This is a genomic window from Embleya sp. NPDC020886 (assembly GCF_044333915.1).
Classification (GTDB): Bacteria; Actinomycetota; Actinomycetes; order Streptomycetales; family Streptomycetaceae; genus Embleya.
This window is the reverse complement of sequence record NZ_JBIRRX010000003.1, coordinates 545,605-559,794: the sequence shown is the minus strand read 5'-3', so window position 1 is coordinate 559,794 and position 14,190 is coordinate 545,605. Positions and strand designations below refer to the sequence as shown.

Annotated in this window: 15 protein-coding genes; 7 read left to right on the top strand and 8 right to left on the bottom strand. The window is 70.0% G+C overall.

Annotation, left to right across the window (positions count from 1 at the left end):
* Positions 1-44: 44 nt before the first annotated feature.
* From ACH4U8_RS13300 to ACH4U8_RS13280, 5 genes are all read left to right on the top strand, one after another.
* Positions 45-947, top strand: coding sequence for a universal stress protein (locus ACH4U8_RS13300; RefSeq protein WP_395777733.1), 903 nt, complete (start codon positions 45-47; stop codon positions 945-947).
* 379 nt (positions 948-1,326) lie between these two features.
* The gene (locus tag ACH4U8_RS13295; protein WP_395777731.1) at positions 1,327-2,556 is read left to right on the top strand and encodes a hypothetical protein; all 1,230 of its coding nucleotides are present in this window, start codon (positions 1,327-1,329) and stop codon (positions 2,554-2,556) included.
* Positions 2,540-3,313 (top strand): hypothetical protein, encoded by a 774-nt coding sequence (locus ACH4U8_RS13290; protein WP_395778202.1) that lies wholly within the window; start codon positions 2,540-2,542, stop codon positions 3,311-3,313. Before ACH4U8_RS13295 ends, ACH4U8_RS13290 begins: the two co-directional genes overlap by 17 nt.
* Before the next feature lie 176 nt (positions 3,314-3,489).
* Positions 3,490-4,389 (top strand): aminoglycoside phosphotransferase family protein, encoded by a 900-nt coding sequence (locus tag ACH4U8_RS13285; RefSeq protein ID WP_395777729.1) that lies wholly within the window; start codon positions 3,490-3,492, stop codon positions 4,387-4,389.
* Positions 4,390-4,595: 206 nt separating this feature from the next.
* Positions 4,596-5,123 carry a peptidylprolyl isomerase gene (locus ACH4U8_RS13280; protein ID WP_395777727.1) on the top strand — a complete coding sequence of 176 codons (528 nt, stop codon included), beginning with the start codon at positions 4,596-4,598 and terminating at the stop codon, positions 5,121-5,123.
* Between the two features lie 266 nt (positions 5,124-5,389).
* On the opposite strand, the gene ACH4U8_RS13275 is transcribed toward ACH4U8_RS13280, so the two are convergent.
* On the bottom strand, positions 5,390-6,265 hold the full coding sequence (locus tag ACH4U8_RS13275) for an AraC family transcriptional regulator (RefSeq protein ID WP_395777725.1): 876 nt from the start codon (positions 6,263-6,265) through the stop codon (positions 5,390-5,392).
* Between the two features lie 49 nt (positions 6,266-6,314).
* On the opposite strand from ACH4U8_RS13275, the gene ACH4U8_RS13270 reads away from it, so the two are divergent.
* Positions 6,315-6,746 carry a DUF2000 domain-containing protein gene (locus ACH4U8_RS13270; protein WP_360319049.1) on the top strand — a complete coding sequence of 144 codons (432 nt, stop codon included), beginning with the start codon at positions 6,315-6,317 and terminating at the stop codon, positions 6,744-6,746.
* Between the two features lie 152 nt (positions 6,747-6,898).
* Here ACH4U8_RS13270 and ACH4U8_RS13265 read toward each other — a convergent pair whose 3' ends face one another.
* The gene (locus tag ACH4U8_RS13265) at positions 6,899-7,861 is read right to left on the bottom strand and encodes an STM4015 family protein (RefSeq protein ID WP_395777723.1); all 963 of its coding nucleotides are present in this window, start codon (positions 7,859-7,861) and stop codon (positions 6,899-6,901) included.
* Between the two features lie 331 nt (positions 7,862-8,192).
* Here ACH4U8_RS13265 and ACH4U8_RS13260 point away from each other — a divergent pair, with 331 nt between their 5' ends.
* Positions 8,193-8,972: a ferritin-like domain-containing protein gene (locus tag ACH4U8_RS13260; protein ID WP_360319045.1), complete on the top strand. Its 780-nt coding sequence runs from the start codon at positions 8,193-8,195 to the stop codon at positions 8,970-8,972.
* 548 nt (positions 8,973-9,520) lie between these two features.
* Here ACH4U8_RS13260 and ACH4U8_RS13255 read toward each other — a convergent pair.
* The 6 genes from ACH4U8_RS13255 to ACH4U8_RS13230 all read right to left on the bottom strand — a co-directional run bounded on the left by ACH4U8_RS13255 (position 9,521) and on the right by ACH4U8_RS13230 (position 14,187).
* Positions 9,521-10,072 carry a YceI family protein gene (locus tag ACH4U8_RS13255; RefSeq protein ID WP_395777721.1) on the bottom strand — a complete coding sequence of 184 codons (552 nt, stop codon included), beginning with the start codon at positions 10,070-10,072 and terminating at the stop codon, positions 9,521-9,523.
* A 153-nt stretch (positions 10,073-10,225) separates the two neighbouring features.
* Positions 10,226-10,717: a hypothetical protein gene (locus ACH4U8_RS13250; protein WP_395777719.1), complete on the bottom strand. Its 492-nt coding sequence runs from the start codon at positions 10,715-10,717 to the stop codon at positions 10,226-10,228.
* The gene (locus ACH4U8_RS13245; RefSeq protein ID WP_395777717.1) at positions 10,689-11,990 is read right to left on the bottom strand and encodes an NAD(P)/FAD-dependent oxidoreductase; all 1,302 of its coding nucleotides are present in this window, start codon (positions 11,988-11,990) and stop codon (positions 10,689-10,691) included. Before ACH4U8_RS13245 ends, ACH4U8_RS13250 begins: the two co-directional genes overlap by 29 nt.
* Positions 11,987-12,301, bottom strand: coding sequence for a 2Fe-2S iron-sulfur cluster-binding protein (locus ACH4U8_RS13240; protein ID WP_360319035.1), 315 nt, complete (start codon positions 12,299-12,301; stop codon positions 11,987-11,989). The genes ACH4U8_RS13245 and ACH4U8_RS13240 overlap by 4 nt, the downstream gene beginning before the upstream one ends.
* Entirely contained in the window at positions 12,298-13,266 is a 969-nt protein-coding gene (locus ACH4U8_RS13235; protein ID WP_395777715.1) for a fumarylacetoacetate hydrolase family protein, read from the bottom strand. Before ACH4U8_RS13235 ends, ACH4U8_RS13240 begins: the two co-directional genes overlap by 4 nt.
* Before the next feature lie 78 nt (positions 13,267-13,344).
* Complete coding sequence (locus ACH4U8_RS13230) at positions 13,345-14,187, bottom strand: polysaccharide deacetylase family protein (RefSeq protein WP_395777713.1); 843 nt, start codon at positions 14,185-14,187, stop codon at positions 13,345-13,347.
* Positions 14,188-14,190: the final 3 nt, after the last annotated feature.

Sequence of the window (14,190 nt, the reverse complement as noted above, 5' to 3'; positions counted from 1 at the left end):
CACGTTCGACGCCTCGACGACCACCTCGAAAGGGATCCCCCACCATGACCCAGGAATCCACCTCCGGCCCGGCTCCGCTCCAGGGGCACGTCGTCGTCGGCTTCGACGGCTCCCCCGGCGCCGAACGAGCCGTGGACCTGGCCGCCGACGAGGCCGTCCGCCGACACACCACCCTCGAAGTGCTGCACGCCCTGGAGTGGGTCGAAGTCGCCGGTGGCGACGACCGCTTCGGACAACAACTGCGCGAGAACGCCCGCGCCATCGTCGAGCGGGGCGCCGCCCGGGCCCGGGCCCGGCACAACCACCTGCCGGTCGTCGCCACGGTCGAACTCGCCAACGCCATCGACGTGTTGGAGGCCACGAGCGACCGCGCCGCGCTGCTGGTCGTCGGCAGCCGAGGGATGGGCGGCTTCGCCGGCCTGCTGATGGGCTCGGTCAGCCTCCCCGTCTCCGCGGCGGCCCGCTGTCCGATCCTGGTCGTGCGCCCCGACCACGACACTAGCCCCGACCGCACCCCGAAGGCGATCGTGGTCGGTGTCTCCGGCGACGACTGCGGCCCCGCCATCGAGGCCGCCTTCGTCCAGGCCCGAACCCGAGGCCTGCCACTGCGCGCCGTGCACGCGTGGCGCTATCCGCCGATGCCGGCCGGCAGCGTCGCGTACGCCCCGGCCGTGTCGATCATGGACGACTGGCGCATGATGGCCGGAACCACGCTGGCCGGCGCCGTCAAGCCCGTCCGCGACAAGTACCCGCAGGTCACCGTCACCGAGGACGTCATCCTGGACACCCCCACACACGCCCTCATCGCGGCAAGCGCCGACGCCGAGCTACTGGTCCTCGCCGCCCACCGACCCACCGGCCGCTTCGGCCCCAACCTGGGCCGCGTCGTACACGCCCTCCTGCACCACGCCAAGTCCCCCGTCCTCCTCGTCCCGATCCGAACCTGACCCACCCGGGAGACCGTCCGCCCTTCTCGACGGGCCCCGCCAGCGCAGGCACCGTCCACGTCCGCGCCCGACCCACCGGAGCCCCACTCGGCCCGACGAACCACCGAGCCGACGCGGATCGTTGCCCGGCTTCGGCCTCGGCAGGCCGCGCCGGCGGCCGGCCGTGGGCCGCCGGACACCGAAGCCCGCTCCGAGCAACTCCGCGCACCGCCCGCACCGCAGAACCCCGTTGCCCGCCGTCGAACCCCCGTGAGAGCATCGATCAACGGTCCGTTTCCTTTCATTTACGCTTCGCAACACAAATGAAAGAGTGCGGGCCGTTGCCATATCCCCGGTTTTGGACAATCCATCGAGATCCGCGAATGGCAGGCAACGTTTGATGCACGCAACAGAGCCGACAGAAGCCTCCATCGAGGATGCGAGCAACATCCTGGTCGCACCATCGATGTTGCAGGACAACGACTTGATCCGGGACTTCTTCGGGTCCACCATCACGCCGGAGGACCTTGCTTCCGGTGCGCCCGACCTCGCGCAGCGGACCGTCTACCTGTGCGGCGACATATCCGGGATCAGCAGCGATCAACTGCGCGCGGCTGCCCGGGTATTCGTCGTCCGGGAGCTTTCCCGCGGCTACCCCGAGGACCTCGACGAACCTTGGGCCCTCGTCGATGTCGGCCGGGTTCCCGTCCGCGTACACGGCGTCGGCGTGTACTACCGCCGGTTCTTCGAACTCGGCGCCGATCACTTCGGGCGGATCCGTGCGGAGCACACTTTCCAGTCCCTGACGGAGTCCACCAAGCCCGGAACGGCCCATCGCAGCGGAATCTATCTGACGCCCGTCACGCAAGACGGTGACGAACTACATTTCCGCCTGCTCCGGTGCTCCACGAATCTCTCGGGGCCGACCGAGAGCTTCCGCGCGACCGACAGGCACATCGTCGAGGCGCTGAACCGCGAGGCCGCCGCCGTTTTCCGGAACCAGGCACCGCTGAATCACGTTCTCGCCCAGATCTACCACAACACCCTTGCCACGCCCGAGCGCAAGCAGTCCAAGGCCAAGATCTCGGCCCATGCCGACAAGACCAAGGACATGCCCGCCAACGGCATCATGGCCTTCTGCACCTTCTATGACGGGCTCGACAAGCTGCAACCCCTGGCCGAAGACGCCTTCGACTACGGCGTGAAGGGCAACAGCGGACTGACAAGACTCCACTTCCGCCTCAAGAATCCGGCCGAAGCACACGACGGGGTCACGCTCCCCGCGCAGTTCACCGTGACCCTCCATCCCGGCTCGGTATTCTTCATGCCGCTGTCCACCAACCGCCTGTATACGCACGCGGTCCGGCCCTCGATGTTGGACGCCGAGTCGCTCCCGACCCGCCTGGGATACGTGGTGCGCTGTTCGAGCGCCGAAGCCGTGCACAAGGACGGCCATACGTTCCTCAAAGTGGCCGGAGATCTGGTGCGGCTGGGGCCACCCACGCCGGAGGGCATGGACGAGCTGCGCAGGCTGTACGCCGAGGAGAACAAAACCTCGTCCTTCATCGATTACGGTGACGATTTTCTCTTCAGCATGAACACGGGAGACTATGGTGCCCCCCGAGTCTAGGATCTCGGACGAGATCCTCTCCTGCGCTTTGTCGACCGAGGAGAATCTCTTTGCGGAGCTGTCCGCGTCGACCCGTTGGGAAGACGTGGGAAGAGGCCGGCGCGGCGCCGTGCTTACCAGGGTCGACGAGGCGGGTGATGTGCCCCTCGTGCGTACCACCACTCGATACGGCAGCCCGGCGCAGCGTTTCCGGGCGGTGCACGAACGGCTGGCGCAACGGGTCCAAGAAAGCGCGGCGCTTGCGGTCGGCTTCAACAACGCTCTCATCGAGAGCTACACGAACGCTTACAAAACCATGGGCAGCCATTCCGACCAAGCCCTCGATCTGGCCGACGATTCGTTTATCGCCGTCTTCTCCTGCTACCGGCATTCCGATGCGAGCCCGCCGAGGAAGCTGATCTTCGAATCGAAGGGGTCCGGCGGCGAAAAGTTCGAGATACCCCTCGCCCACAACAGCATCGTCGCGTTCTCCGTCGAATCGAATCGGCGACTCAGGCACAAAATCGTATTGGATGCCCCCGTCGGCCGGACGGCGGACAACGAATGGCTGGGGGTCACCTTTCGAACGTCGAAGACCCTCGTTCGATTTCGCGGCGGACATGCATACCTCCCGCAGGGTACGCGTCTCGTGTCGGCCGACGATGAGCAGCAGCACGAGTTCTACCGACTACGGCGCCGCGAGAACACGGAATCGGACTTCGTCTACCCGCCGCTGACGTACACCGTCAGCGAAAGCGATCTGCTGCCGCCCGTCTGACCTCGTCGCGTGCCCACGGCCGAGGCGGGCGGCCCGCTCGCCGGCCCGGGCGATGCCATGCGTTCCGGGCGGACACGGTCCCCGGAGTGTGCCGTCGCCCTCGAACTCGATCCCGAGCCCGCCGACGAGGGAAATCGTTTGACGTTCGTCGGAGTTCGGCGGTCCGATGGTGTGCCATGAGCACAGGGCGGATGCATCCCGACGAACACCCCATCGACGATGACCTCGTGCGGCGGTTGGTCGCCGGGCAGTTCCCGCAGTGGGCGGGGATCGGGGTGAGGCGGTTTGCGTCCGAAGGCACGGTCAACGCCATGTATCGGTTGGGCGACGACATGGTCGTACGGTTGCCGCTGGTCGAGGGCGGAGCCAAGGCCGTGTCGATGGAGCAGGAGTGGCTGCCCCGTCTCGCGTCCCGACTGCCCACGGCCATCCCCGAAGTGCTCGGGGTCGGACAACCCGCCGAGGGGTATCCGTGGCCGTGGTCGGTGTACCGGTGGTTGCCGGGCGAGAACCCGGTGGCAGGGGCACCGGACGAGTCCGCGCTGCCGGCCGCGGATCCGGCCGAGGTCGTCACGGCGATGCGGCGCATCAACCTGCCCGATGCGCCGCAGGCCCACCGCGGCGGACCACTCGCCGCACTCGACGCGGCGACCCGGGCCGCGATCGAGGAACTGCGCGGGATGCCGGGGGAGGACGTCGACTGCGATTCCGTGGCCGCCGTATGGGAGGACGCGCTGCGCAGTCCGGGCTGGGACGGGGCGCCGGTGTGGCTGCATGCCGATCTGATGCCGGGCAATCTGCTGGTGAACGGCGGCAGGCTGACGTCGTTGATCGACTTCGGGTGCATGGGGGTGGGCGATCCGGCCTGCGATCTTTTCCCGGCATGGAATCTGTTGCCGGCCGATGCGAGGGAACTCTTCCGCGAGGCACTCGGTGTCGATGACGCGACCTGGACGCGGGGCCGGGGACGGACGCTCTCGCAGGCGCTGATCGCGTTGCCGTACTACCGCAGGACGAACCCGACGATGGCACGTAACGCGCGGCATGTGATCGGGGCGGTGTTGGCGGAGGCATGACGCCGGCGGCCGTGGCCCGGGAGGCCGGGGGTAAGGGCGGAACTCTCCGCCGCGTGGCGTCGCCGAACGCCGATCGTCGGCCGTCCCCCGCCGCCGCATGCACCGCGCGCTTGCCCGTCCGGGTGATATCCCGTGTCGTCGCCCATCGCCGGCGCGGGCGTCGGCAAGACTGGCCGTGCCCCGAGTGCCGAAACCGAAGGATTGAGATGGCGGAAGAGCTGTACGCGACCTTGAAGACCAACAAGGGCGACATCGTGGTCCGGCTGTTGCCGAACCATGTGCCCAAGACCGTCAAGAACTTCGTGGAACTCGCGACGGGCGAGCGGCAGTGGGTGGACCCCGACACCGGCCAACCGAGCACGGCCCCGTTGTACGACGGCACCGTCTTCCACCGCGTGATCGAGGGCTTCATGATCCAGGGCGGCGATCCCCTGGGCAACGGAACCGGCGGCCCGGGATACAAGTTCGCCGACGAGTTCCACCCGGACCTGGCGTTCACCAAGCCGTACCTGCTGGCCATGGCCAACAGCGGGCCCGGCACGAACGGTTCCCAGTTCTTCATCACCGTCGGCCCGACCACCTGGCTCACCGGGAAGCACACCATCTTCGGCGAAGTCGCCGACGAGGCAAGCCAGAAGGTCGTCGACGCCATCGCCACCGCGGAAACCAACCCTCGCAACGACCGCCCCGTCCAGGACGTGGTCATCGAGAAGGTCGTCATCGAAACCCGCTGACCACCGGGCTTCGAGACGACCGGGCTGCCTGCCCTGGGTCGCCGGGCGGGTCGCGGGCGGCACCGGTCGGCACGACACCGGCGCCGCCCGCGACCCGCAAGCACCGGAACACCGGGGGTGGCAACATCGACCACGTTCGCCCCCGTCCGGCCTGCGGCACCGGCTCGACCTACGCGTGACCGGGGCCGGTGTGGGCGGCGAGTGCGCTGCACGGGATCTCCCGTGTGGTGCGCCGGTCGTCGCGAGGGGATCCTCGCGGGCCGGCCTCAGTCGATGTCGCCGCGCGCCGACGCGGGGGTGTCGATCGCCGTGCTCCGCGCGGTCGGTCGGGCGGTGGTCGCCGGGCGTGCCCCGGTACGGGCGAACCGGCCCGGGCTGATGCCGAGAGCGCGCTTGAAGTGACGGTTCAGATGCGACTGGTCGTAGAAGCCGGCGGTCACCGCGACGGTGTGCGGTGGCATGCCGTCCAGCAGGAGACCGCGCGCGAGGTCGACCCGGCGTCCGGTCAGGTACTGGTGCGGGCCGATACCGAACTCCCGGCCGAAAGCACGGACCAGGTGGGTCGGGTGGGCGTGCAGCAGTGCCGACGCCGCATCGAGGGTGACCCCCTCGACGAAACGCGCGTCGAGCAGATCGCGCAGTCGGTGGGCCAATCCGACGTCCCGCAGCACGGCCGGTGCGGCGACTCGACCGAGCAGATGCCCGCGCAACCGCTCGGCGATGAACGCGAGCCTGCTCTCCGCCTCCAACTCCTCGCCCGGTCGCAGCAGCGAGGTGTGCAGTCGATGCACCCGCCCGCGCAGCGCGCGGTCGTCGAACTCCGGATGGTCCACGGCCCGGCCGATCAGGTCGTCGGCCAGATGCGAGGAGTCCAGATAGAGCACCCGCTTGCGGAACCCGGTCGGGGTGGCCGCGCTGCCGTTGTGCGGGACGTGCGGCGGCAGCAGGCTCACCGCGCGCCGCAGCACACCGTGCTCGTGCCGGTCCAGGTCGTACCTGACCATGCCGTCGTCCACGATCAGCAGCGTCCACGCCGCGTGCGTGTGCATCGGATACGTGTGATCCGTCATGTGGGCGTGCAGCACCTCGCTCACGCCGGCCACCGAGGGCCGCCACGCCACGATCTCCGAGCCGGCACCCATGTCAGGATCGTACAAGACGGGCCTCGGCCGCCCGGGGCACGATGCGGGCATGGAAACCCAGCTCGCACCCGTTCGTTTCGACACCAAGATCGCCGTACTCCTGCGCGCGGACCTGGCCGTGTGGCAGCGGTTGAACGTCACCGCGTTCCTGGTCAGCGGCCTCGGTACACGGATCCCCGAGGTGATCGGCGAACCCTATGCCGACGCCGACGACACCACCTATCTCCCGATGTTCCGCCAACCGGTACTGGTCTTCCAGGGCAGCGGGGAACTGCTCGCCTCGGCCCACGGCCGGGCGGTGGGTCGCGACCTGCCGATCGCGGTGTTCACCGCCGACCTCTTCGCCACCGGCAACGACCGGGACAACCGGGCGGCGGTACGGGGGGTCCGGCGGGACCGATTGGACCTGGTGGGGCTGGCCGTGCACGGGCCGCGCAACGTGGTCGACAAGGTCCTCAAGGGGGCGGAGATGCACCCATAGCGAGCGGCACACGCCCGGCCCGTGCCGGCTCCCCCTCACACACGCTTCCCGTGCGTCCCCTCACGGCCCGAAGGCGTGCCGACCTCGCGAGCCCATCCGGCGCCGCAGGTCGGCACGTCCCCCGGGCCCGACCCGAGTCGGCCCCGCAGGGATCACTCGGAGACCTGCACGTACCTTCCGGTCCAGTCGGTACACGGATCCGAGAGGTCGATCTCGACCCCCGCCGGCGTCAACGCCTCGTGCAGGCGCCGCGCCGTCGCCTCGCCGACGAAGTGGTGCCGCAGGTCGAGCCGCTTCAGGTGGGTGAGCGATTGCCCGGCCAGCAGCGCCTCGATCCCCTGGTCACCCAACGTACCCATGGAAAGGTCGAGTTCGTCCAGACGGGCGACGATGGGGGCGTGCGCGAGGGCCGCTGCGATCCCGTCGGTGATCTCGCTGTCCATCAGGCCGAGACGGGTCAGCGCGGGCAGCCGCGCACCGTCCAGGATGTCCGCCAGGTCCTCGACGGTCGCGTCGCCGCCGTAGGAGGCGACGCCGAGCCACATGTCGAGATGGCGCAACTCCGGGAAGACGCTGTCGGCGACGGCCCGGACCACCCCGCGCGGCATCCCGCCGCTCTGGAGGCGGAGCTTGCGCAGGTGCGGGTACGTCCGGGTGGGCAGGGCCAGGCCCGAGCCGCCGCGCACCGCGAGTTCCTCGAGCCGGGGATGGGCGTCGAGGAGCGGGGTGAGGTCGGTCTGTTCGATATAGGCGATGTCCGATTCCTCACGCACGATGTCGCCGACGAACACCGCCCGCAGAGCGGGCAGCCGGTCGGCGAACCGGCTCAGGAGCGGTATCGGGCCATCGGTCGGATCGGGCGGGTCGGCCGCACCCCACTCACCGATGACGAGCGCGGAGACCCGTGCGGCGTCCACCTCGTCCAGGAACCGCGCGAACAACGCGGCGAAGGAAGCCGTCGCATCGTCGCAATCCCAGGCTTCCTCGACCCGCAGTCGCCAGGCGGACTCGTCGGGACGCACCCCGCTGGGAATGCGGATCGTGCCCTGGCCGTCGATCGTCGCCTCGACGACGGGCAGACCCGCGAAGTGCGTCTCATGGTCCTCGACTGTCATTCGGCTGCCTCCGCGTACCGGTCCAACCGCGTTGAGCGCGGCTCCCCTTGAGGATCGCAGACCTCCCCGACAGGTACGCGTGTTCACCCTGTGGGTCCCCGCCCGGCGGCTCCGCCGTCCGCCGCGAGGCGCTCGTTCCCGCCGGGCCCGGGGATGGCGCATCCGGGTCGGCGAGTAGGTGTACCGGGGCCGTGGATCCCGCACCCGGTTTCGCGACACCGAGAGGTGGTATGGGCGCTAGTCCGACGATTGGTCCCGGTACTCGACGCGCCTGGGCCATTGACTGAGGTCAGCGGCACGCGCAGTGCCTGCGGAGACGGAGAACCCGGTCATGCTCAGCCCGCGCGACATCCTTCGGGAGATCCACCGACACGACGAGGCATTCCGCCTGTTCTGCAGCGTCGCGGCCAAAGGCGAGAGCCAGGGCGGCTGGGAGAACGGGCGAATCGCCGCATTGGTCTCCGACCCCCAACTCGCCCCCAAGATCGCGCGGCACGGCGCCGACGAGGACAAGCACGGCCGCATCTTCAACGCCATGCTGCACCGTCGCGGGCTCGATCCGGTCGACGTCCCGCCCGAGACGGACTACTGCATGCTGCTCGAACGCCAGGGTCTCGGCCTCCCCCACGACCGGCTGCGCCGCGACGAGCCGCTGACCGAGGCGGACATCGTCGAATACCTGGTGCACAGCCGGGTCACCGAGCAGCGCGCCGCCGAGGACATGCGGATGTTGAGCCGGTACCTCGGCGACGAGCCCGACATCGGCAAGGGCATCCGGATGATCTGCGACGACGAGGAGAACCACCTCGCCTATTGCCACGAGGAACTGCTGCGCCTGTCCGCGAGCGGTCGTGGGGCGGACATCGAGCGCGCCCTGCGAAGGACCGCCCGCGCCGAGATCAAGGTGAACCGCGACGTGAGCCTCGCGGTGATGGGCCGTATGGGTCACCTGCTCCGCTGGTCGCGCGGTCGACGACTGGCGCTGAGGTTCGGCATCCACGCGACGTACGCCTACGACCGGCTGTGGGGCACCCGCCGCATGGTCGCCCTGCGCCCCCCGAAGCGCGTCGACGCGATGGGCCCGAGGCCCACCGGACCACAAACCGCGTGACCCCGCCTGCCGGAAGGTCGCCCGCCCTGCGGGGCGCGTCGGGGGCGGGGGGTGCGGGCGCACGGTGCTCGGCTCGGCGGCCGTGGTCGGCGCGTGCACACAACGGCTCGGCGTGACAGGGCAGGACTTGACCTGTCACGCCGCCGGGTGCCGGGCCGATACTCGGCGAGCCAACCCATTCGGCGGTGGCGATGGAGGCGGGTGTCCGCCGCCTCCCTCGACGACACCGCCCACCGACACCGTGCGACGCGGCGTCGGCCGGTTCCGAGAGGCTTCCGCATGTCCCGTTCCGTTCTCCGCCCGCCGGCCCGCTGGGCGATATCCGCGGGTGCGGTGGCGATCGCGTTCGGCGCGATGACCGCCGTCGCGGTCGTACCCGCATCGGCCACGCAGGCACCGAAGGCAACGTGTGCCCATCCCGCGCCGGAACCCGGCCCCGAAGGCACCCAGGTGCAGACCGGCACGAACTGCCCTTGATGGGTAACGGACGGGGACCGAAGCACTTCGGTCCCCGTCCGGTCGCCGTAACCGTGGTCGGTCGGGCGCTTCTAGCCCTGCTTGACTGCCGAGATGTCGAACTGCAGCACGATCTTGTCGCCCACCAACACGCCGCCGCCCTCCAGGGCCGCGTTCCAGGTGACGCCGAACTCCTTGCGGGAGATGGTCACCGAGCCTTCCAGACCGACGCGCAGGTTGCCCTGGGGGTCGACCGCGTTGCCGGTGTACTCGAAGTCGATGGCGACCGGTTTGGTGGTGTCCTTGACGGTGAGGTCGCCGGTGACCCGGTAGTCGGTTTCGGACTTCTGCTCGACCTCGGTGGTGCGGAAGGTGATGTCGGGGAAGTTCGGCGCGTCGAGGAAGTCGTTGGTGCGCAGGTGCTGGTCGCGCTGCTCGACGCCGGTGTCGATGCTCTGCGTCTTGATCACCACCCGGCCGGTGGACTTGCCCGGGTCGGCGCCGTCGAGGTGCGCGGTGCCCTCGAACTGGTGAAAGGCACCGCGCACCTTGGTGACCATGGCATGGCGGGCGACGAAACCGATCCGGGTATGAGCCGGGTCGAGGACATAGTCCCCGGTGAGTTCGGAGATGGCGACGGTCATGGGCAGGTACCTCCGTAGGGTCCGGATCCCGACGGCGGCCCGCCGGGATCGTTCCCGCGTCACGCTAGGCGGCCGGCGATTCCCGATCCGGGCGGACGCGCATGGTCGGGGAGAATTGCACCCTGGTGGAGGCGACGCCCACGATCGCCGCTGTCACGGGCCGTCCTGTCCGGAGGCCCGGGAGACACGGACGATGCCTGTTCGGCGTGCCGGGCCTTCGTTCCGGCCGTACGGCTTTCGGCGCAACACCGCGACGTCCCGGTCGAAGGCCACGAACAGGTGATCCGTCGAGCCCCAGGCAAGTGCGGTACACGGCGTGGGCAGGGGGATCCGGTCGATGCACCGTCCCGCGGTCGGGTCCCAGATCCGCACGGTGCCGTCCTGGGAGCCGGTCACGGCGACCGGCCGCCCGTCCTGCACCGTGCACACGATCGCGAACACCGAGTAGGTGTGTCCGGTCATGGTGTCGCGGAGCGCGGGGCTCGGCAGGGCCCCCGTGGCGACGGTGGTGGTCCGGACACCGGCCTCGATCCCGTCGTCGAACGCGCGCGCCGGCGCGGCGGCCCGGTAGCGGACCGCGTCCGTGTACAGGAGTCGACGACGGGCGGCCCCGCGCTCAGCGCATGTCGGCGGTGCGGCCGGCACCGGCGTCGACCGGATCGTGCGCGGCTGCGGTTCGGTCCTGGTTCCGGCAGTGTCGGCCGGCCCATTGGGGAAGCGAGAATCCGTCGGCGGTCGTCTCCGCGCGACGCAGCGGCCGGCCGAAGGCGAGGATGCGGCGAGCCGCGGTGTGGTCTGCCGGTGCGTTGACGGACTCGACGCCCGCGAGGAGTCCGCCCTTGAACAGCAGCACGGAGAACGATCCGCCTGCCGGGTCGCCGAGGACCGTACTGTCCTCGTGGCCCTGCCCGAGGCCGGCGATCTGCAGTTTCGTCGAGAACTGTTCGGTCCAGAACCAGGGAACGGCGGTGTAGGGGGCCGGCGTGCCCGTCAGGCGGGCGGCGACGCAGCGGGCCTGGTCGACGGCGTTCTGGATCGATTCGAGCCGGGTTCGGGTCCCGGTGTGGGTGTTGGGGAATTCGGCGCAGTCGCCGACGGCGGAGATGTGTGGGTCGCTGGTGCTCAGGTAGGCGTCGACCCGGATGCCGTCTCCGACGTCGAGTCCGGCGTCGGTCGCGAGTTCCACGGCGGGTGTCACGCCGACGCCGACCACCACGAGGTCCGCCGGCACGAGCCTGCCGTCGTCGAGTAGGACGCCGGTCACGGCACCGGTGTGGTCGCCGTCCAGGCGTACGACCGTACGTCCCAGGCACAGCCTGGTGCCTTGGGCGCGGTGCAGGTCGGCGACGTGTGTCGAGGTCACCGGGGACACCGCCCGGGCCATCGGACGGTGGAGCGCCTCGATGACGGTGGTCTCGGTCCCCGCTTTCGCCCCGGCGGCCGCCACCTCCATGCCGATGAACCCGGCACCGATGATCGCCAGTCGCGAGGTGGCCGGCAGGCGGGCGCGCAGGTGTTCCGCGTCGTCTCGGGTGCGGACCTGGACGATCCCGTCCAGGGTGACGCCCTCGATCGGCGGGGTGCGGTTGCGGGCTCCCGTGGCCAGCACGAGGTGGTCGTACGCCAGGGTGTGTCCGTCGGTCAGCCGGACCCGCCGGGTGGACCGGTCGATGGCGGCGACTCGCGCGTGTCGCAGTTCGATGTGACGGCGCTCGTAGAACGAGTGGGGGCGCAGCTCGATCTGCGTCCGGGGCTGCAGCAGGAAGTTCTTCGACAGGGGCGGTCGTTGGTAGGGCAGGCCCGGTTCGTCGCCGACGAGGACGACGGGGCCGACGTGGCCGCGTTCGCGCAGCGACGCCGCGACCTGGAACCCGCCCTGGCCCGCGCCGGCGATCACGACGGTGGCGTCGGGCTTCATGTCGGGCTCCCCGGTACGGTCACGACCATCGGTTCGTCGGTGGGGAGTTGGCAACTCAGTCGGCTGTGGGCGGTTCGCGGCGCGTCGGTGCAGGCGAGCATCTGGTCCTCGTCGTCGGTCATCGCCGGGAGTCGGCGGGCGGCCGATTCCTCGACGTGGACGTGGCAGGTCGCGCACATCATGTTGCCGCCGCATTCGCCGACGATCCCGTCCACGTCGCCGGCGAGGGCGGCCGACATGACCGTGTCGCCGGGGGCCGCGTCGACGGTGACGCGGGTGCCGTCGGGTTGGATGTAGACGATCTTCGTCATGACGGTGTCCGAGCGGTGGTGGTGACGGGGATTCCGTATCGGGTGGTGTCTTCGTCCGTGACCCGCTGGCACAGTTCGCCGAGTCCGGTGATGGTGCCGCGGATCTCGTCGCCGTCGACGAGATAGCTCGGCGGATCGAGTTCGAATCCGCAACCACTCGGGGTGCCGGTGAGGATCACGTCGCCGGGGAGCAGGTCCATGGTGTTGCTGATCGACGCGATCAGGGTCGGTACGTCGAAGAGCATGTCGCTGCTCCATCCGTCCTGGCGGGCCTGGCCGTTGACCGACAGCCGCAGGCGCAGCGGCTCCGTGTCGGGGCTCCCGTCGTGCTCGTCGACAACGCGCTCGTCGCGCATGCGCAGCCAGGGTCCGGTGGCGCAGAACGACGGGAATCCCTTGCCGCGGACGAGTTGCATCTGCAACGGCGAGTGGATTCCGGCGCCCAGCGCCACGTCCCGCGCGGTGACGTCGTTGGCGATCATGTGGCCGGCGACGTGGTCGAGGGCGTCGGCGGGAGCGATCCGCCGCCCGGCCCGGCCGATCACGACGGCCAGTTCGAGCTCGTAGTCGAGCGCCGCCGTCTCGGGCGGCTTGATCAGCGGGTCGTACGGCCCGCACACACTGCCCGGCAGCTTGAGGAACAGGACGGGCTCGGTGGGGGCGGTGAGGTGCCCGAGCACGGCATTCGAGTGCATCGGGTAGTTGAACCCGACCGCGATCACCTTGCCGGGGCGCGGGACCGGTGGCCCCAGACGCACGTCCGCGCGGGCGATGTGGTGGCGCGTGTCGTGCAGTGCCGCCTCCACGAGGGGGCGGACCGTCGGCCACAGCGCGAGGATGTGTGTGGTGTCCGCGCCGGGGAGCCCGAAGGGCGCGAGAACCGGTGCCAGAGGCAGGATCGTGTGGTCGTCGACCAGCACGCCCGGCTGTTCGCCGCCGGGTCCGCCGAAGCTGACGATACGCATGTCGTCTCCAGGAAATGGGATGTCTGACGGGATGGCGGCGTCGCCACCGGGGGACGCGTCACCACGCGGGAGGACGCGTCACCACGCGGGAGGCGCGTCGACGTGCGTGGCCCCCGCGAAGTGTTCGGGGTGCGCGCGCATCCATCGCGCGATGTCGGCCGACTGGGCGTGCCAGACACGGTCGTCGGCGTCGAGTCGGTCCATCAGGTCGGCGATGGCGGCGACCCTGTCCGGGGTGTCCTGCCAGAACACGTGGAACACGTACGACACGAAGCCCCCGGCCTCGATGGTCTCCTCGAGCAGTCGCCGGTGTGCGCGGAGCAGGACGTCCGGTCCGACCGGGTGATCGCCCGGCTCCTCTTGGCGCAGCCGGGTGAAGCCGGGGATGTAGTAGGCGCCGTCGACGCCCGTCCACGGGTAGGGCAGCAGTGCCAGCCCGTCCTGGACGCCGTGGACGTCGCCGGCCAGCGAGGCGAACTCGAAGCCGTAAGCGCGCAGCAGCGTCAGCGAGTGGTCGCCGAGCAGGCCCGCGGGAGGGCGAGCCGCGACCGGCCGGATCCCCAGCCGGTCGTACCGGTCGAAGCTGCGGTCCAGGGCCGTGCGCAAGGCGGATTCGTCGGTCCGGGACCACGGTTCGTGCAACCAGCCGTGCCACCCCACGTCGTGTCCGGCGTCCACGATGGACAGCACGGCGTCCGGATAGGTGTCGATGTTCCACGCCTCGACGTAGAACGTCGACCGCACCGGCCGGTCGCGCAGCATCTCCAGAACGTTCGGGAGTTCGGTGGACACACTGTGGTGACCGCCGACCGGGACGTGGGCGGGCCAGGACTGCGTCTGCAGCTCGGCGGCCTCGCCGAGGTGGTCGAACGTGACACAGGCCGCGGCGCGCCGCCCACCGGGCCACCGTCCCTCGGTCATCCC